The organism is Pedobacter nyackensis, from assembly GCF_900176505.1.
Lineage (GTDB): Bacteria > Bacteroidota > Bacteroidia > Sphingobacteriales > Sphingobacteriaceae > Pedobacter > Pedobacter nyackensis.
In genome coordinates this window covers 445,819-466,133 of the sequence record NZ_FWYB01000001.1, presented here as the reverse complement: position 1 = coordinate 466,133, position 20,315 = coordinate 445,819, and the positions used below count along the sequence as shown (strand labels likewise).

Genomic DNA, 20,315 nt, shown 5'->3' with positions numbered 1-20,315 from the left:
AAAGCAATTCTAAGTAACTTAAATACATATTAACAACACAAAAATGAACAATATCTCAACCACACCTTTTTCAGCTAATGGCAAATCCTACTCCCCTCCTGCAAAACCAATTGTAGTCATTTGCATGGATGGCTCGGCTGATGAGTATCTGGATACAACCATGGCATACGACCGCATGCCCAACCTTAAAAAAATGGCCCTACAGGGTTACAGGGGAATGGTACGTGGCGCACTGCCTTCTTTTACCAATGTAAACAATTCATCTATCGTAACAGGCGTTAGTCCGGCCGTACATGGCATTTGCGGCAACTTCTTTTACGATACAGCAAAGGACCAGGAAGTCATGATGAATTCGTCCGAATACCTTAGAGCGGAAACATTGCTGGCCGCAGCTGCAAACGCAGGTCGCAAAGTCGCTGTGGTTACTGCAAAAGAAAAACTGCGCGACATTCTCTCTTATAAATTGAATGGCATTGCATTCTCTGCGGAAAAAGCCGATCAAGCCAAAATGGAAACACATGGCATCGAAAATGCTGAAGCGGTTATTGGTCATAAAACCCCTGCTATTTACAGTGCAGAAGCCAGCCTATTTGTATTACGGGCAGGTGTTGCACTCATAAAAAATGGCATGGCCGATTTCTTATACCTTTCATTAACTGATTACATGCAGCATACTTATGCACCTGACACAGAAGAATCATTGGCATTTTATGAAGCGCAGGATGTTGAATTAGGCAAAATGCTTGAGCTAGGTGCCGTTATTGGTGCCACTGCTGACCATGGGATGAACGCTAAAGTTAAACAAGATGGCACACCTAATGTATTATTTATCGAAACCATGCTTACAGAGAAATTTGGCAGCGGCTTCCGTGTGATCTGCCCCATTACCGATCCTTATGTGAAGCACCATGGAGCGCTGGGGTCTTATGTGGTTGTTCATATGGACGAAACCTCAAAGATCAATGAAGTAAAAAACTGGTTGGCTGTACAGCCTGGAGTTACTGAGGTATATGATAAAGAAACCGGATGCCGCATACTGGAACAACCCGAAGACAGAACCGGTGATCTTTTTGTACTGTCGGCCCGTGATGTGGTTGTAGGCAAAACAGCCGCGCATCATGATTTAAAAGCTTTAGACGGCACGCTTCGATCACATGGCGGCAGATATGAAGAGATGGTTCCAATGGTTATTTCCCATCCATTAAATAGGGTATATAAAATGAAAACACAATGTGATCCCCGCAATTTCGACATATTCGATTTTGCTGTCAATGGCACTCGTTAGTAATCCAATTTAAACAGAGAAGATGAAAGAAGAAGAAATTATCGCTACCGAAAATATCATAAAACTAGCATCCCTGATTGCAGGGAAACCTGTTTCCTCAGGGCAACAACTAAATGTTAAAAGTCCTTATGATGGGCGTTTGGTAGGCACGGTGGAACTCGCCACATTAAGCCATACCAATGCCGCTATTGAAACGGCGCTAAAAGGCGGAAGCGTACCGAACCGCTATGAAAGATATACCATACTTGACAAGGCCAGAACCTTGCTCCTGGAAAGAAAAGAAGAATTTGCTCAGCTCATTACGGCAGAATCTGGCTTGTGTATCGCCGAAAGCAATTATGAAATTGGCAGAGCGCATGACGTGCTGCTATTCGCGGCGATTGAATGCCTGAAGGACAATGGACAAATCTATTCTTGCGACATTTCGCCAAATGGCAAACAGCGCAAGATTTTCACGACCTACGAGCCTTTAAAACTCGCTGTTGCCATTACCCCTTTCAATCATCCGCTAAACCAAGTGGCACACAAAATTGCCCCTGCTCTAGCTGCAGGGACTCCCGTGATTTTAAAACCATCAGAAAAAACGCCCTTAACAGCCATCCGCTTTGTTGAACTATTGTACGAAGCAGGATTACCTCCACACATGCTGAGTGTCCTTTTAGGGGACACCAAAGAGGTTGCCGAAATATTAGTGCAAGACGCAAGAATTGACGTGGTATCCTTTACCGGTAGCGTTGCAGTAGGCAAAATGATAGCTAAGACAGCTGGCTACAAAAAGATAATCCTTGAGCTTGGCGGAAACGATCCGCTAATCGTTCTGGAGGATGCAGATCTTGAACTGGCAGTTGAACTGGCCGCTGAAGGATCATTCAGAAATTCCGGTCAGCGCTGCACTGCTGTAAAACGCATCCTGGTACAAGAAAGTATCGTTGAAGCATTCACAACCCGTTTTGTGGAAAAAGCAAAAGAATATACATGTGGCGACCCTGCAGATCCCGAGACAAAGGTTGGCACTGTAATAGATGAGCAGTCGGCGATATACCTTGAAAACGTTATACAAAAAGCAGTTAATCAGGGTGCAAAAGTGCTGCTTGGCGGCAAAAGAACGGGCGCACTATTAGAACCTACAGTAATTACTGCTGTACCCAGAGATGCACAAATGGTAATGCAGGAATCCTTTGGCCCCCTTGCCCCTATTTTAAAGTTTAAAGATATAGATGATGCCATTGAACTTGCCAATTCTACAGCGTTCGGCCTTTCATCAGGAATTATCACCAACAACATGGGCCATGCCATTCGCTTCGTAAAGGAACTGAAGGTTGGCACAGTAAACATCAATGAAGTACCTGGCTATCGTATTGAAAACTCTCCTTTTGGTGGAATCAAGGATTCCGGATTAGGTATAAAAGAAGGAGTAATTGAAGCCATTAAATGTTTCTCGTATATGAAAACTTTCTCAATGCCCTGGTAGTTATGACAAAAAACACGCAATACGATTTAATAGTGATAGGTGCCGGTATATTGGGCACATTTCACGCTATACATGCCGCCCGGATTGGCAAAAGGGTATTACTGATCGAAAAAGATCAATACCCCATAAACGCTTCAGTAAGGAATTTTGGACAGGCAGTATCCTCGGGTATGTCGTCAGATTGGCTGCCCTATGCGACACGGTCGACAGAAATCTATAAGGAGATCCAGCAAGAGTTCGACATTAGCGTTAGAAACAATGGGACGGTTTATATACCTTCCGATCAGGATGAGTTGCAATTGATTCATGAGCTAAAAGAACGGATGGATACGATAGGATATGACTCGCAATTGTTATCCACACAAAATTGCCAGGATAAGTGGCCTGCTATTAAAAAGAATTACTGTAAAGGCGGCCTGTTTTTTCCACAGGAAGTAAGCATTGAACCAGATAAACTGATTTATCGCTTAATTGAATTTGCAGAAAACAAGTATCCAAACCTGACTTACCTGCCCTCTACAGCAGTTTTAGATTGTTCAGTTACCGGAGATCATGTGTCAATTACCACTGCGAGCCGGCAGACATTTATGGCTGATAAAGCAATTTTATGCAGCGGGGGCGAATTTAAACTCTTATTTGCCGATCTGTTTAAAGAAAGTGGCATCACACTTTGTAAACTGCAGATGATGAGAACCAATCCCATGCCCGAAGTACAACTGGAAGGAAATATTCTGACAGGTTTATCCATCCGCAGATACGAATCATTCCAGGAGTGCCCTTCGTTTAACAAGATCTCCTTACCTGAACATTACGCAGAATTAAAGAAATGGGGTATACATATGCTATTTAAAAAAGCGGTTGACGGTTCCATTATCATCGGCGATTCACATGAATATGCAGATGTAAACCATACTGAGGACCTGGGCTTTGGCATTAACACTTCTATTAACGAGCTCATGCTCAGCGAGGCACAACGCATCGTAAATTTTGATGTACGTAAAATAGCATCTACCTGGGTAGGTTTTTATCCCCAGCACAATAGCAAGCATATTGTTGAATATGACATTCAAGACCGCATACACATCCGAACGGCCATTGGCGGAAAGGGCATGACCTCATCAGCTGGATACGCAGAAGCCAGTATAAAAAAGATTTACGGATGAAACGCATAAACCATTTATTGGCCAACTCCAGGCTCTTCTTCATTATTTGGTGCATGCTTGCTGCTTTTGGCACTTATTTTTGCATGTATGCTTTCAGAAAGCCATTCACCAGCGGAACCTACACCGATTTAACGCTCTTTGAGTTGGACTATAAAGCAATTTTGATCATTTCTCAGGTTTTGGGTTATATGCTTTCAAAAATGGTGGGCATTAAAGTGATTTCAGAACTTAAAGCAACGGGGAGAAAAAAACTAATTATCTGTCTTATTCTTTTTGCAGAAGCGGCACTACTACTTTTTGGAGCAGTGCCCCAGCCCTACAATTTCTTTTTTATGTTTTTAAATGGGCTCCCTCTGGGTATGGTTTGGGGAATTGTGTTCAGTTATCTTGAGGGCCGGCGGTTTACCGAAATGCTGGCGATGGGTCTGAGTGTGAGTCTGATTATCTCTTCCGGCTTACTCAAAACCACATACTTTACCGTACATGAATGGCTGCCTTTTATATCTGAGTTTTGGATGCCCGCCGTCATTGGTCTACTGTTCCTACCATTCTTTTTCACTTTTGTATGGATGCTTTCGGTAATTCCTGAACCCTCAAAAGCCGACAAATTACTTAAGGCTGAACGCCTGCCTATGACCCAGAAAGATAAACGTATAGTCATTGCCGAATATGGTTTCGCAATTTTTGGTTTGGGTTTAATCTATATGATGCTTACCACCATGAGGGATTTTAGAGACAATTTCTCTGTCGAAATCTGGAACGAGATAGACAGTCACTGGGATAAAGGGGTACTTTCATTAACAGAAAGTATTTCGGGAATTATTGTATTGGTCTCGATCGGCAGTCTTTCACTCATCCGTAACAACATCCGTGGCTTTTGGGCTACACTGTACCTGATTGCATTAGGTTTGATACTTAGCGGCGGCAGCACCTTACTTTTTCAATTGAATTTACTAAGTCCGTTTTGGTGGACGCTCCTGATCGGAATGGGCATGTTTTTAGCTTATACCCCCATCCAGGTGGTCATATTCGACCGGATGATTGCTTTGTTTAAGGTAAAGGGCAACGCAGGATTCTTTGTTTACATCTGCGATTCTGCAGGATATCTGGGCAGTGTGTTCCTCCTGCTTTACAAAGAATTTTTTATGAGGGATTTAAGCTGGTGTAAGGTATTGATCAGGTTTAGCTATATCCTTACGGTGACTTGCCTTATTATTCTTGTTCTGGTCTCAGTTTTCTTTACCCGGAAAATAGGTGTTAAAAGACCGATAGCAGGAATTCTGAATAAGATACCTCTGAGTACGGGTAAATAAAATAAAAACGGGAGAGAACTAGATTTTTTTAGTCTCTCCCGTAGAGGTTATCGTTTATCGAACACCAGCGAAGTTAAAATTGCATAGGCTTTCCAGGCTCCATAGTTACACACTTAATTCCAAGTCTGGCAACAGATTCAACAAAAACTGTCGGATCTACAGTATTATCAGCAAAAAGTCCGTAATGCATAGGGATGGCAATTTTTGGTTTCAATTGGCCAACAACCTTAACCGCATCATGAGCATTCATATTACCTAGTTTACCATTAATACAAATCAACACGACATCAATCTGGCAATCAACAGTTTTTAAGACTGACTCAAGAAGTCCGTTTTCTAACAAGGTATCTCCACTAATGTAGATGCATCTGTTTGCTAATTTAATGACCAATCCAATCGCATATTTATCCGTATGATAAGCAGTTACAGCATGAACATGTAATGTATCTTCTGCATGGACATCTTCACAATCAAGAATCGTAAAAGCTGCAGGATTAAGATTCAGTCTACAATAGTGTTCATAAACACTCGTGGGGCCAATGAATCTACAGCTAGGATACATTGCAATAAGCGGTAAGATCGTCTGTTCATCAAAGTGATCAGCATGATCATGTGTAAAACAGACGATATCAGGATTCAATTCTGATATCGCTACTGGCACAGAAAATAACCGTTCAATTCCTTTTTCACTTAAACTATCTGAAAGATAAGGATCTACAACTAATCTCACCTTATCCGTCTGAATTAAAAAACCCGCTTGTCCAAGCCAGGTAATTTCACATTTGATTTCGTTCTTGTGCGTCATAATGGTAACAATTTTATAAAATTTACTTCTCCTGTCCTCTTGGATTGTATAACTGAGGCATCCATACTTTATAAATGCTATGAACTGTTCCATTTCCGGCAGAAGCATAATCACACAAATCTATTTTTACAGGAACAGGATTTTCTTCTTTATATCCTTCTGGTATAAATGTGGCTTTAAACTGCATCCAAAGCTCTGTATTTTTATTTGCAACTTCTTCCAGAACAATGTACCCGGATTTGTCTGCCAATGGAGCAACTGTAGTAAGCAAATCAGGCCCACCCACACGTGAATCTCTGGCCAATAATATAGGACCCCGCATGATCGCTGTATATTGTAATTTTTCACCCATTTTAATCACACGGCCACGCATATCCAATTCTACCTGAATTTGATCACCTGGCTGCCATTTACGATCAATAGCCAGGTAACTTCCTGTCTGATTAACGTTAATAAGTTCACCATTAACCCGGACCTCATTTTTCAAGCTCCAGGCGGGAATTCTAATATGGATTACAAATTGTTCCTGTTTTTGTACTCCGACTTTCAGTTGGAGCAATCCATTTTTCGGATAATTGGTTTCAACAGCCATATCGAACTTTTTACCAGAAGGTGTTAACGAAGCGTATGTTCCAGGTACAAAATAATTCAGGTTAGCACCATCAGCAGATCGCATCAGGATATGACTCGGAAGGTTAAATAATCCTCTTGGACCGCTGGCTTCACAACAATTCAAATCCATCCCGCATTGTCCACTTCCAGGTAAGCGTTCGCCCACAAGGGGTGTATATTTTGCCCAATGTAATCCGTCCAAACTTAATGAACCTAGCAATGCATTATAGTAAGCCTGCTCCACAGCATCCGCATATTTAGCTTCGCCAGTAAGTCTTAGCAGTTGCTGACACAATTTAATCCAGGTTACAGTAACACAGGTTTCCTGATAATGGTAAACAGGATCAGTTTGCAGCGCAGCGCCTCCAAACCACATTTCTACCGATGCGCCAGAACCTGCCAAATTGATTTCTTTATTTCTAATGTTTTCCCATGTTTTCTCTACCGCCTCTTTATATTCTGATTTACCGGTAAGACGGTAAAGCTCCAATAAACCTTCATAACACGACATCATTTCATAGGCCTTTTGTCCTTGTTCCCAGCTATACCAGTTCTTCTCTGGCTTTGGGAAACGAGATGCGACATCAATGTTAGACTTGCTAATCAACCCCGGGCCATCCGATGTTTCCCATTGTCTTACAATTTCTTCAGCAAAATTCAGATATTTTTTCTCCTTTGTACGGGTGTACAGCAAGCAAATCGGTTCCAGCACAGATGAAGCCGCCATGCCACGGTAGTTTCCTTTGGTCACTATGATGCCACCGGCTTTGCCCAGATCGGTCATGAGATTATCGGCAACACCTTTTGCAGCCTTTAAAATTTTACCATCGCCGGTCAGATCATAATAATCCAGTAAGCCCAGCATACAATATTTCCTTCCCCAAATATCCCACTGCTGTAAACGGTTTTCCTGAGCGTAATTGCCAATATATCCATCAATGCTCTGCGTAGCTATAAGTTCTTTTACTGCATAATCCAGTTTCGCTCTCAAAGCCAGGCCTGGCTGATAACGGTATGCCAATATTGCTGAGGTAAACCATTTACCCCAAAATTCACTTTGCCACATTCTTGTTTCCGTTCTTTTTTTAAATGGCGCAATCAAATGATCAATATCCTGATGGAGAATATTATGGGCATATGACGATTGAAGTCTATCGTTTAAGTAACCTGCCATTTTGATTTGCTTCGATGTATGAAGCTTATCCTTAACCGGCTGTTGACTATGAGCGGTATACCGCGATAAAACAAAAATAAATAAGAGAGGAAAGAAAATATGTTTCATTTTAGACTGATGAGTAGTTAAATAATCTATTGTGCTATGAAAAAAAAGTAACTGCATCCGAAGGCCGGATATCAGTAAGCGTTCCTGTATAATGCCTCAATTTGCAGGATTTGTATGGGTGTTTTGCAATTTCACGTTCGTTTATATCTATCCCCAAACCTGGTGCATCTGGAATGGTCATTTCTCCATCTTTGAATTTAATTTTCTCATTGGAGATATCATTTCTCCAAGGCACATCGCTACTCATCGTCTCAAGAAGATAAAAATTAGGGATACATCCCGCCAACTGTAATGTAGCCGCATTGGCTACAGGCCCACTTGGATTATGGGGACAGATTGGCAAGTGGTAAGCCTCGGCCATCGCAGCGATTTTTTTGATCTCGCTTATACCCCCTGCATGACTGACATCGGGTTGTATAAAATCAGCAGCCTTTTGTTCAAAAAGCGACCGGAACTCCCAACGGTTGTATAGCCGCTCCCCAGCCGAAACAGGAACATCAATACGACGTTTAACTTCAGCAAGCCCTTCTATATTTTGAGGTGGTATTGGCTCTTCAAACCAGAGTACATCAAAAGCTTTTAAATGCTGGCCAATTCTTACAGCCGTAGGAATATCAAACCTGCCATGTGCCTCAATAATAATATCTGCCTGGTCTTTAATTGCATCAGAAACCGCTTCAATACAGGCCAAGGCTTCGTTAAGCTGTTTCCTTTCAATCTGAAGGTAACTTGCACCAAAAGGGTCCCACTTTAACGCTTTAAAACCTTGTTTCACAGCCACAAGCGCCTTCTCCGCAAACTCTTCCGGGGTTTTAGCAGGAGCAAACCAGCCATTGGCATAACAAGGAATCGCCTCCCTTATCTTGCCACCCAGTAATTGGTACACGGGAACACCCAGATCTTTCCCTTTAATATCCCATAAGGCCATCTCTACTGCCGAAATTGCACTCATTAACACTGCTCCCCCACGCCAATAGGCATCTCGATAGGCCAAATGCCAGAACTCCTCCACACGATGCGGATCACGTCCGATTAATAATTCTTCAAGTTCCATGCAAGCCTTAGCTACAGTATGCTCCTTGTACTCTAATGTGGCCTCACCTACACCATATAAGCCATCTATATCTGTAAAGACTTTAATAAATACCCAATTCGTTCTGTAGGCATGGCATATATAAGTTTTAATACCTGTTATTTTCATCAGTAGTATGTTTTATTTTTCAGTAGTATGTTTTTAAAAAAAATGATCCTGAAGCTATCCAAAGCTTCTCTTTTAATCTGCTGTTTCCTGGCGTTTCAATGCACTATCGCGGTCAAAGAAAAATTTCAAGGCTAAATAAATAAAGACAGCGCCGGCTAAATAAGCAATACTCAATATAGAAATACCACCTTGAAGGCCAACGGTTGGCTTTAAAAAGCCTAGAATGACCGGAGATAAGGCTCCTGTTACAAATGCAAACATGGAAATAATCCCTACCGAAGTTGACCGATATTCAGGCTCAATAACATCAAATAATGAGGCATATAAATTGGCTTCATATATCCCCCGAAAAAAACCAAATCCCCCAAGAAACACATAGGCCATTGTAGCGGTAGTTGCGCCACCTAAAAAATAGATAAAAGGCGCTCCCAATAACAAACCTAAACTCTGTATAACCAATCTTTTCTTTTTATTCTTTAAGGCCAGCTTATCAGAAAGCAATCCTCCACATATGATTCCAAAAAATGCAAAAATATGGTGATAAAACATCGATGAGAAACCTGCTTCAGTTAAACTGAGTCCAAAGTTTTCATGCAAGAAAGTTGGCATCCAGGTAAGGTAACCCACATTTACAAATACGAGACAAGCGAATGCCAAACCTAGTAAAATGGCCGTTGGCTTTTTAAACAATGCGATACTGGATTCTCTTAAAAAACCCCATTTATTGGTATTTGCTACCGAATATTGCATAACAGGAGTTTTCTTCAACCTCCAGGCAATTAAAAAAGCAATTAAAATACCAGCGAATCCAAATATAAAAAAGGCATAATGCCAACCATATCGTTCGGCAATAAATCCACCAAGCAAGCCACTTACAATTACGCCAAAGTACAAAGAGGTTTGATGAATAGACATCGCCAGCGCCCTCGTTTTTTGATGATACTGACCAATCAATGCATTTGCCGCAGGAGCATAAAAGGCCTCTCCACCGCCTACTGCCAAGCTTCTGAAAAGGATCAGATGGATCAAAGAATAACTCATACCAGTAAACACCGTTGATAAGCTCCAGAAGAACACACTAATAACAATGATCTTTTTACGACTGAAAATATCTCCCGCAAAGCCAGCTATCGGGATAAATACACCGATAGTAAGTACAAAAAGCGAGGAAACCAGTCCGAGTTGTGTATCAGATAATCCCAAATCATCTTTTATAGCAGGTAGCACTACATTAAAAATCTGTCTGTCAGCTTGATTGAGAAAAAAAGCCAGCCAAAGCCAAACCAGCAATTCCCATTTATAGAACCCCTTCTTTAATTGCTCCATGGTGCTCAATACATACCTCCGTTAACATCCAACACCGTACCGGTGATATAGTCGCCGCCTTCGCCGCACAAAAAGGCCACGGCCAATCCCACACTTCTCACCTTGCCCAGGCCCAGTGGCACTGCTGCCGCTAATTCCTTAAGCTTTTCTCCCTGGTGCGTTTTTAAGAGCAGCTCAGTTTCTATGATACCGGGTGCCACAGCGTTGACGAGGATTCCCAATGGGGCACCCGTCTTGGCCAGGGTTTTTGTTATCCCTATCATACCGCTTTTAGTCGCAGCATAATGTAAATGACCAAATTGCGCACCCCGATGGGCTACTACTGAACTGATATTGACAATACGGCCAGCGCCTGCTACTTTCATCATACTCATAGCCGCTTTGCAACATAGAAAGCAACTAGTTAAATTGGTATTGATGATGCGATCCCAGTCGCTCAATTCTACCTCAAAAATATCCTTAGCCTGAGATGTCCCTGCGTTGTTCACCAAAATATCCAGCTTTCCAAACTCCTTTTCTATGGTTTGAAAAAGCAATTTCACCTGACTTTCATCGCTTACATCTGCCTTAATAAACTGCACGCTCACCTCGTATTTTTCGAATTCAGACAAAAGCGAGACTACATCTGGCTCCACGTGGCTATTTAGAATAACATCCGCGCCTTTTTCTGCCAATACATGGGCAATTCCTTTACCGATGCCTTGCGTGCTCCCGGTAATTAATGCTACTTTTCCTTCCAGTTCCTTCATCGTCATTTTTTAACTTGAAACATTAATACAGTTATTCCATTTTTCCCTAAAACAACATTTATACGGTTACCCGAGCCCGAAATTTTCACATCGCCTACACTACCGTTTTCCATATATCTATAGTTATCAGCAACATGAATTGCGGCACTTGCAGATTCCAATTCACTTTGGGTTACTACTATGGCCATTTTATCACCACGGACAAAACTTCTGGCCTGGACAACCGGATTGTTCATCTCAAAATGTTCCTGATCGGTATACTTCCCTATCAAAAGGAGATCTTCAAATCTATTTTTGAGCTGATTGATCTTGCCTAAATACTGCTGATAATTCGGCGCCTCGTCGATCAAAGCCCTGGCACGATAAATCTCCACATCATTTCTCAACCCCTTCAAAATAGCGTGGTTAACCCGTCTCTCAATGTCTGTATCATCACGAATTTCCCTGTCCGACAAAATGATCTCCGGAAAAGTGTAACGGAACCAGTCTATAAAATTATTCGGGTTCGCGGCACCATACAAACTGTGTATGTAATCCACATACTGAGCAGTCGCATCATACAAATGTTCAGTTCCCAAAGCTATATCCGGATTCTTTTTATCCAGGTGCTCATGAATCATTTTTAGCGCCAGTCCTTTATCCGCAATGGTACTCATACTGGGAACCGGAAACTTTTTGCTCAAATCCCAGTTGCTCTTATCAGCCATTCCCAGCTGATCATAAAATACACTTTTCGCCCCCAGTTCAACTGCCTGGTCGGCCATTTTAATCAACTCTTTTTGCCATATCGGTTGCCTTGCGTCGGCCACCACAAAAGTTCTGGAATTGTAAGTTCCGGTAAAAGTACCCGGCCCTCTAAATTTATAAGCTTCCGTTACCTCAGAACCTGTATTGTCCTTAATAGAAACTTCCTTTCCAAGACCACTTTTATAAAATTCTGACGCCTTATCAATCAGCTTCCCGTTGTAATACAGTAAAACGGCTCCGCCATCCTTTTGAAATGCCGCGATCTGTTTTTTTAAATTCTTATCTCCTCCCTGTTTGGGATCTGAAACATAATCCGGGTACATATTGTCGTGCCCCGTGTTAAACCAGCCATGGGTAAGTACGGTGTTTAAGCCCACAGATTCTCCAACCTTTTTAACCCTTGTTCCCAAATCCTCATAGGTAAATAATGTTTCCCCGTACTGATGCCTCATAATAATGCGCTGCCAGCCCTTCATCTTCTGCACCCAAAGTGGAGGAGTCTGGTGTTTCCACCAGCTATTCGCCCAATTGCGATACAAATCTGCAGCTCTGCGCCAACTTCCCTGATACACTGCAATAACATTGGCATTATTCTCCCAGGTTGCCCCTGGCAAACAGTTTGGATATTTATAAATCCCAAGCTCCAACTTGTTAAAGCCATCTTTTATGCTGCCATACAAACGATAGCCGTGCCCAGTATCTTCAAATGAAGGATCATGACTGCCGAAATAGAGTCCTGATTTTTCTCCAGCCAGAGTAAAACAGTTTGCAGCCGGACCATGCGGATAAAAGCTTTCCATCTGAAGGAATATATTCGAAGGGGCCATGTACGGTCCTCCGATGGCTTTGTTCGCTATTCTGATACGTTCTTTTGGGTCACTGTATTTTTGTCCACCGATCTCTGTAGTGATCAAATCATAATCTGCAGGCAAATTACAATCAGCAACTAGTGGATACTGAAGTTCCCTAACCACCATATTATCCTCATTATTAGTGATTTTAGAAGAGAATATAAGGTAATTAGCACTGCTCAACTTCACTTTAAGCTCCAGGCCAATAGCAATCAGGCGGTTTTTATATCGTATTTTATCGTACTTAATCAATATCTGATCATCAGTAGCGGTAATAACCGGGGCATTATCTTTGGCCCAAACCTCATTGTCTTTTATTTCGCCTTCATCAAAATACAACCTCCATATCGGCTTGCCCGAAGCATAGTTTGTCCCCGCCCCTGCGTTCCTTAAAGTAATCAACTCCCCCTTATTGTTAACAACAAGTTCAACCTGATCGTTTTTAAGGGAAAAACTATGCTGAGCCTTTAGGCCAAGGCTGATCATAAAAGTGCATACCACAAACGATACCACTGCTATGGCAGGTTTCATAAGCTTTAGTTTAATTTTCATTCGTATCTATTTTGAATTAATATCCTAAATTCTGGTCTGCAGGCGACAAAGCTTTATTGGTTTCTATTTCTGCCAAAGGAATTGGGAACAAAGTTGCCGTCGGGTTGGTTGGTTTTCCCAGCTGTTTTATGATTTGTGGAAATTGCCTGGTTCGCATCAAATCAAAGATCCGCCTGTTCTCCACCACAAATTCATAACTTCTCTCCAACAGCACCAGTTTTCTAAATGCTTCTTTATCTGAACCTGCCGGATAATCAATATCAGAAATTACATTGATATTCCTTTTATAGGCCCTACGTTTAACCTGGTTCAATGCCTCTAGTGCAGCAGCGTTTGGACCGCCATTTTCTTGCGATAAAGCTTCTGCATATATTAGTAAGACATCTGCATACCGGTAAACAATCGGGTTAAAAGGACAGTTTATTCCAGAAACCTCATTAGGTGCATTATATTTCCCGAATGCTGGAAAAGGACGGGAAGTATTATATACACTAATTTCGTTCCCCGCTCTGTTAATGAACTTATCATATACAGAGAAAGTTCTCCGGCTATCATTAAGATTCCAATTCAACCACATATCTGATTTTTGATCTACAGACCATACCTGCACACCATTTCCGGTATTTGGATTGTCCGTTCCGCCAGCGTGAGCATAAGAAGCTAAACTATTTCCAATATTTACTCCATCAAACTGAATAGAGAAGATAATCTCCTTATTATTTTCATTGCTTACCGAGAATACCGAATTGAAATTATCGAGTAATACATTGCTATTCAAATCGATAACCTCCTTTGCTTTTGATGCCGCGCCAGCCCAGTTCTCCATTGTCAGGTATACATCAGCCAATAAAGTTTTTGCTGCTCCTTTAGTAGCCCGACCAACCTTAACGCCAGCTCTGGTCACAGGTAAAGCACTTTCAGCCTTTAGCAAATCGTCTGTAATTTGCTTATAAACTTGCTGTACTGAAGCCTTTGGCGAATTTACCTTGTCTGCGCTATTTATTTCATCAGTAGTAAGCGGTACTGCCCCAAAGAGCCTTACCAGGTTAAAATAATTAAATGCCCTGATAAAGTAACATTCGGCCAAGAGTTCATTTTTTAGCTCTTCATTCATAGCGATCCCCGGTATCCTGGCTAAACCAGTATTCGACCGGTTGATACAGCTGTACATTTGCTGCCAGGTACCACGAACAAATGGATGGTCCGCAGGAATATCAAAATTGTCTATAGCCTGAAACTGCGGATTTCTTCCAATAGTAACCTGATCATCGGCCAGGAGTGTTAAGTTGTAATAGCCATAACGGTAGTAATCAGTAGAAACAAAAGGAGCATATGCTGCAACCACGGCAGCTTCCGCATCAGCTGGTGTTTTGTAGAAATTCTCGGTAGACAAAAAGCTGAATACCTCTTCCTGTAATGCGTCTTTACATCCACTACCCAACAATAACAAACCAACAATACAGCTATAAAATAATTTTCCCAAAAAGAATCTGTTCTTTTCCATGTTTATAAATTAATCAATAATTATAATCCAAATCTTAAACCGGCACTAAACGTTTTTGCAGCAGGATAAGCGCCTACATCTATACCTTTTCTTAAATCGGAGCCTCCAGTTGAACTCACTTCAGGATCAAATCCGCTATATTTTGTCCATGTCAGCAAATTCTGAGCACTCACATAAATACTTAGCGAAGAGAGCCAGTTAATTCCAAAAGTTTTTTCCGGGAAATTGTAGTTCAACTGTACATTCCGAAGTCTGAGGAAAGAAGCATCTTCAAAGAAACGATCCGACACCAATGGGTTAACATTCGATGGTCTTGGATACTTTGCATCGAGATTCTCCGGTGTCCAAAAATCCAGCACTTCCTTCATCTGGTTTGCTCCACGGGCAAATGCATCGCCGATACTGAATTTATTGGCATTAAACACTTTAGCGCCATAAGCACCATACAGTAGGAAATTAAATTCAAAGTTCTTATAGGCAAGCGTAGAGCTTAGACCGTACAACATTTTTGGATCAGGTTGTCCCAAAACCATGCGATCATCCGCAGTGATCCGGCCATCCCCATTTAAGTCTTTATATCGCTGGTCTCCTGCCTTGGCATTGGGCATGATACTGCCTGTAGCTTGATTTGCATCCCAAAGGCCATCGGTAACATATCCATAAAAGGAAGATAAGGGGTAGCCTTCCTTGATAATGTTTACCGAAGCATCAATAGGGGAAAATATATTACCTCCGAAGAACTGCCCACTGCTTAATGCGACTTCATGAACTTTCCCAACATTTTTGGAGAAATTGGCACGAACATCCCATTTAAAATCATCTTTTTTAATCACAGTTGCATCCGCCGAAAATTCAAAACCTTTGTTTCTGATTGAACCTGAGTTAACCAGCAGGCCGCCAAATCCCGTTGATAGCGGTACAGGTATGTTCGCCAACAAATCGTTGGTATGCTTAACATAATAGTCAACTAAAATAGAAAGCCTCGAATTGAACAGACTAAGTTCAATCCCTGCATCATACTGTGTAGTAGTCTCCCATTTTAACTGAGAGTTGGGCATATTGGTCATTGCATAACCAATTACAGAAGACTGATCAGCGCCAAATATTGTTCTTATAGAACTTAATCGCGCTAGTGAATTGTAATTACCTATTTCCTGATTCCCTGTTTTCCCTACACTGGCACGCAATTTAAAATCAGACACCCAGGATACTTCTTTTAAAAAATCTTCAGCAGATAATCTCCATGCAAGGGCCGCTGATGGGAAAAAGCCCCATTTGTTTCCAAATCCAAATCTCGACGAACCGTCGGATCGTGCGGAAACAGTCAAATAATACTTACTATCATAGGAGTAGTTTGCCCTTCCTAAAAATGAAAGCAAAGTATTTTTGCTCTTTCCAGAAGTTGGAGATCCACTAACACTTCCTGCACCGAGATTATTGGTCCCATAAATATCAGTATCAAAGTTTTGCGAACTTGCCAATACAGACAAACCTATATCTTCCTGAAAAGTAAAACCGGTAGTGACATCAAATTTATGCTTATCACCAAACTGTGTAGCATAATTAAGGATATTCTCATTCAAATAACTTACCGCATTAGAATTGGCAATAGATGCCGATCCAGGAGAGCCAATCACATCACGACCAACGTAACGATCTGTTCTGACGTCCTGATTGTCGATACCAACCCTTACTGATAGTGACAATCCATCTATAATAGAATAAGTTAAATTTGAATTACCTAAAAACCTGTTTACACCCACATTATACTGATACCCTTTGAGCAGCGCAATGGGATTGTCCCATGCAGGATCAGCCGTTGGAATATTTCCAAGTTTATAATAACTACCGTCCTCTTTATAAATCGGCGCAATTGGCGGAGCAACAAGCCCTACATAAACAATTCCACCATAAATATCGAGACTGGTTCTTGCCTGTTGATTATCAGTTTTAGAGGCCGTTATACTGGTCGACAATTTAAGTTTTGCATTGATCTTATTATCTAAATTAATCCGGATAGCCCCTCTTTTGAATCCGGAATTCCTGACAATCCCTGACTGATCAGCCCAGTTACCTGAAATATTATATTGATTATTTTCGTTACCACCAGAAGCGGATAAAGAATAATTATTAAACGGAGCATCCCGCATAATCAGATCTTGCCAATCGTTATTGCTTGTCCAGAGTGATGCATCTGGATAAGGTAAACTGGTACCCAGATTTTTGGCGCGCGTATTGGCGATATACATATACTCCTTCCCATTCAGCATAGGAATTTTATGTCTTATGGTCTGAATGCCAAAGTTCGATTCAAAATTAAGTTTTGCTTTACCGGCCTTTCCGCGATTGGTCGTGATAATTACAACCCCATTAGCACCTCTGGCCCCATAAATAGCAGTGGCCGATGCATCCTTTAACACTTCCATAGAAGCAATATCATTGGGATTTATAGAGGCCAGTGGGTTCTGAGCCTGAGTTTTACCATCATTGGTTCCTACATTACTGTATACTGGAAATCCATCTATTACATATAACGGTTCATTACCCCCCAGGGCCGAGTTTCCACCTCTAATGCGAATACTAATCGCACCTCCGGGTGCTGAATTTGTTTGTATAACCTGTACACCTGAAAGCCTACCTTGCAAGGCCTGTTCTGCCGAAACGACCGGCATTTCTTTAATTGCCTTTGGAGGAATTGAAGCTACAGCTCCTGTCAAATCCTTTCTAAGTTTAGTACCATAACCGATCACCACTACTCCATCCAACTCACTGGTACTTTCTTGCAATACTATATTTATTTGCCTTTTTCCATTAACAGCAACCTCTTGAGTAGTCCAGCTTACTCCTGAAAATATCAGTATTCCATTTTGAGCGGCAGCAACATTTAAATTAAATTTGCCATCCATATCCGTCCTGGTTAAAGTGTTGGTTCCTTTAAGTTTTACGGTAATATTCGGAATTGTTTCTCCTTTTGACGATTTCACCTGTCCATGCACTCCTTTTTCTTGTGAAGCAGCAATGAGCGGAGAAAAAAACGTCAATAAAAGAATAACAATAGTATTTTTTATTTTCATACTGTTTAAGTTTGGTTATTTACACTATAAATTTTAGAGATTAATACTAACAGGATTGTATTATAAAACGCTAAATACAGAATGTTCGTCCAGTCCTTTGGCCAAGAAAAAGGCGCCTCCGTCAGGGATAAAAAATTGCTGTTTAAATGCTTCAATGGGAACACCCGTATCTAGCTTTATTTGGTTATTATCAGATTTAAATAGTTGACTTTGGTAATAGGTATCGTTGATATAGATATAGCCTGAAACCGCCTTTTCAAATAGATTATTGTCTATCAATAATCCCGAAGCATTTACCTGCCAAACATAATTTAAAAGATGAACGGCCACATTTTTATTAGGCCTTACTGCATGAGACCAGCCATATCCTGCATTTTTGCAATTGTTGTTAATAAACTTACAATTCACAAAACCAGATTTTTGGCTGCTCACCCAAAACTCAAAAGACTGTTCGTTGTTAATAGCCTCATTATTTTTAAATACCACATTATTAAACTGAGACACTACCGAATTTGCATCGGCTTGCATGGTAAAAGCAACATCATATACCTGACTCACTTTACACTCCTCCACCAAACAATTGTTTGCACCAATCCAAAACTCAATTCCATTGCCATACCTAGTGGTGCCACTGCCATATCCCGCCAATATAGAGCCACCTATTTCAGAAATATCCAGGTTTTTCAGCGTCACATTACTTACCCGTGTGCCTTGAATGGCATGTCCACCGCTACCCGTAAGTACAATATTTTTAACCGTCATATTATTACTCAGATCAATAATATTGTTTTTGCAGGCCGCCTCAATCTTATAACCTCCTGAATTCAGATTTTGGTTAGAATACACATATAAATATTGGGTATCAGAAAAATAATCCCATTGACTGGTCAGAGTCTGCTGATTAAATTTCTTATGCCCATAAATCACCTCATTAACTTTAATAAACCCTACATCTACCTGATTAATATTCATAAATCCGGTAAAGGCCAAAGTATCTTTAAGGTTTACTTTCCAAACATTTCCAGTGTTGGTCCATGCTGTATTTTTTACTTTTTTAAAAGTACTGAGGATGGGCTTAGCTATTCCAGTTCCATAATCAGCAATTTCAATTGCACTGGTAGCATTTGGTGTTTTAGGTATATTAAAATAAAGGGTATCCCCTCTTTTCAATAAATAAGTTTTTCCAGATATCACTGTATCAATACTTTTCTTTGGAGCTTCTGGAGAAGCTCCAGAATTTGAATTATTCCCGTTGCTACTGATGTAAACCACATTTGATGTGGAGGGAGCGCTTTCAGAATCAAGATCTATTGCATTCAATTGATCAACTTTAGTACAGCTGCTTAACAATTGAAAAATGATTACTACACATGCTAATCTTTGTTTAATCATAAAAGTTCAATTTACTATTTGGTTTATATTGGTTAGACAAATATAAATTAAACTTTATATATTGTATACAATATATAATAAAACAGAACCAAGTAACTGATATACAGCTAAATAATATTATTATAACTTTAAAATTAAATCCATTTTTGCATTTATGCAGTGATTTTTGGCAGCCATTTCCAAAGCAATTGGGTCATTATCTTTTATTGCGGTAATGATATCCTGATGTTCCAGTATCACTTTCTGTATCCTTTCTGTACTATATCCAAACGTCAAGCGAAGGGTATTAATCAATTGCCAATGCTTTTCCAGAATTTGCTGGCCTTCGGGATTATCAGCCAATTTATATATTACACTATGAAACTGTTTATTCAAAGTCAAACACTGATTAAAATCACTTTTATTAGCAGCTTTTACATATTTACTATGCAAGGTTTCTAATTCCTTAATGTCCCTTGGCTGAAAATTCCTCAGGCTCCTCACTGTCAAATACACCTCGATTAATTGCCTGATATCATACATATTCTCCAAAAAGCTTTGATCTATTTGTCGAACATGCGCTCCCTTATTGGGTTCAATAACAATCAGTCCCTCCCCTTGCAGTTGCTGCAATGCTTCTCGGATAGGCATTTGACTTACACCATATCTGTTCACCAATTCCGCAATTTTCAAGCGTGTTCCTCCGCTAAAATATCCACTAACAATATCTTCACGTAATTTTTCACGTACTCTTGAATAGGTTGGATCAGCCAAAGGCACCACTGAACTGTTATTTAGTTGATTTTTCAATTTCTTAGATTTGATGTAGCAAATATAAATTAAACATCCAAAAATATATGATATTGTATACAATTAATAAGCTACTATTTAAATGAATTTCTCCATTTAATCATGATGTAATCCTTACCGGCAGATATGCCGCCGATAGAGAACATTGTTTTTTTGATTATCAGAAATATAAAAAAACGGGAGAGAACTAGGTTTCACT

Annotated in this window: 14 protein-coding genes; 4 read left to right on the top strand and 10 right to left on the bottom strand. The window is 40.6% G+C overall.

The window, feature by feature from the left end:
- Nucleotides 1-43 precede the first annotated feature (43 nt).
- Genes phnA through B9A18_RS01895 form a run of 4 tightly spaced genes read left to right on the top strand, consistent with a single transcriptional unit; the run spans nt 44 to nt 5,232 of the window.
- Nucleotides 44-1,285 (top strand): phosphonoacetate hydrolase, encoded by a 1,242-nt coding sequence (gene phnA, locus B9A18_RS01910; RefSeq protein WP_084286970.1) that lies wholly within the window; start codon nt 44-46, stop codon nt 1,283-1,285.
- Between the two features lie 22 nt (nt 1,286-1,307).
- Nucleotides 1,308-2,756, top strand: a complete 1,449-nt coding sequence (gene phnY / locus B9A18_RS01905) for a phosphonoacetaldehyde dehydrogenase (protein ID WP_084286969.1) — start codon at nt 1,308-1,310, stop codon at nt 2,754-2,756.
- Nucleotides 2,757-2,758: 2 nt separating this feature from the next.
- On the top strand, nt 2,759-3,919 hold the full coding sequence (locus B9A18_RS01900) for a TIGR03364 family FAD-dependent oxidoreductase (RefSeq protein ID WP_084286968.1): 1,161 nt from the start codon (nt 2,759-2,761) through the stop codon (nt 3,917-3,919).
- Entirely contained in the window at nt 3,916-5,232 is a 1,317-nt protein-coding gene (locus B9A18_RS01895; protein ID WP_200816293.1) for a DUF5690 family protein, read from the top strand. The genes B9A18_RS01900 and B9A18_RS01895 overlap by 4 nt, the downstream gene beginning before the upstream one ends.
- A 73-nt stretch (nt 5,233-5,305) precedes the next feature.
- Here the strand turns inward: B9A18_RS01895 and B9A18_RS01890 are convergent, their stop codons facing one another.
- The 10 genes from B9A18_RS01890 to B9A18_RS01845 all read right to left on the bottom strand — a co-directional run bounded on the left by B9A18_RS01890 (nt 5,306) and on the right by B9A18_RS01845 (nt 20,116).
- Nucleotides 5,306-6,037 (bottom strand): MBL fold metallo-hydrolase, encoded by a 732-nt coding sequence (locus tag B9A18_RS01890; protein ID WP_159452582.1) that lies wholly within the window; start codon nt 6,035-6,037, stop codon nt 5,306-5,308.
- A 22-nt stretch (nt 6,038-6,059) separates the two neighbouring features.
- Nucleotides 6,060-7,931 carry a beta-L-arabinofuranosidase domain-containing protein gene (locus B9A18_RS01885; protein ID WP_394335609.1) on the bottom strand — a complete coding sequence of 624 codons (1,872 nt, stop codon included), beginning with the start codon at nt 7,929-7,931 and terminating at the stop codon, nt 6,060-6,062.
- A 34-nt stretch (nt 7,932-7,965) separates the two neighbouring features.
- Nucleotides 7,966-9,132 carry a galactonate dehydratase gene (gene dgoD / locus B9A18_RS01880; RefSeq protein ID WP_084286966.1) on the bottom strand — a complete coding sequence of 389 codons (1,167 nt, stop codon included), beginning with the start codon at nt 9,130-9,132 and terminating at the stop codon, nt 7,966-7,968.
- A 72-nt stretch (nt 9,133-9,204) separates the two neighbouring features.
- Nucleotides 9,205-10,458, bottom strand: a complete 1,254-nt coding sequence (locus tag B9A18_RS01875) for an MFS transporter (RefSeq protein ID WP_084286965.1) — start codon at nt 10,456-10,458, stop codon at nt 9,205-9,207.
- A 5-nt stretch (nt 10,459-10,463) separates the two neighbouring features.
- Nucleotides 10,464-11,213: an SDR family NAD(P)-dependent oxidoreductase gene (locus B9A18_RS01870; protein WP_084286964.1), complete on the bottom strand. Its 750-nt coding sequence runs from the start codon at nt 11,211-11,213 to the stop codon at nt 10,464-10,466.
- Entirely contained in the window at nt 11,210-13,336 is a 2,127-nt protein-coding gene (locus B9A18_RS01865; RefSeq protein ID WP_084287425.1) for a DUF6259 domain-containing protein, read from the bottom strand. Before B9A18_RS01865 ends, B9A18_RS01870 begins: the two co-directional genes overlap by 4 nt.
- 37 nt (nt 13,337-13,373) lie before the next feature.
- The gene (locus B9A18_RS01860; RefSeq protein ID WP_084286963.1) at nt 13,374-14,861 is read right to left on the bottom strand and encodes a RagB/SusD family nutrient uptake outer membrane protein; all 1,488 of its coding nucleotides are present in this window, start codon (nt 14,859-14,861) and stop codon (nt 13,374-13,376) included.
- 20 nt (nt 14,862-14,881) lie between these two features.
- Nucleotides 14,882-17,935 (bottom strand): SusC/RagA family TonB-linked outer membrane protein, encoded by a 3,054-nt coding sequence (locus tag B9A18_RS01855; RefSeq protein WP_084286962.1) that lies wholly within the window; start codon nt 17,933-17,935, stop codon nt 14,882-14,884.
- Nucleotides 17,936-17,995: 60 nt separating this feature from the next.
- A complete protein-coding gene (locus B9A18_RS01850; RefSeq protein ID WP_084286961.1) occupies nt 17,996-19,327 on the bottom strand; it encodes a right-handed parallel beta-helix repeat-containing protein in 1,332 nt (443 codons plus the stop codon).
- A gap of 120 nt (nt 19,328-19,447) precedes the next feature.
- Nucleotides 19,448-20,116: a GntR family transcriptional regulator gene (locus B9A18_RS01845; protein WP_159452581.1), complete on the bottom strand. Its 669-nt coding sequence runs from the start codon at nt 20,114-20,116 to the stop codon at nt 19,448-19,450.
- Nucleotides 20,117-20,315: the final 199 nt, after the last annotated feature.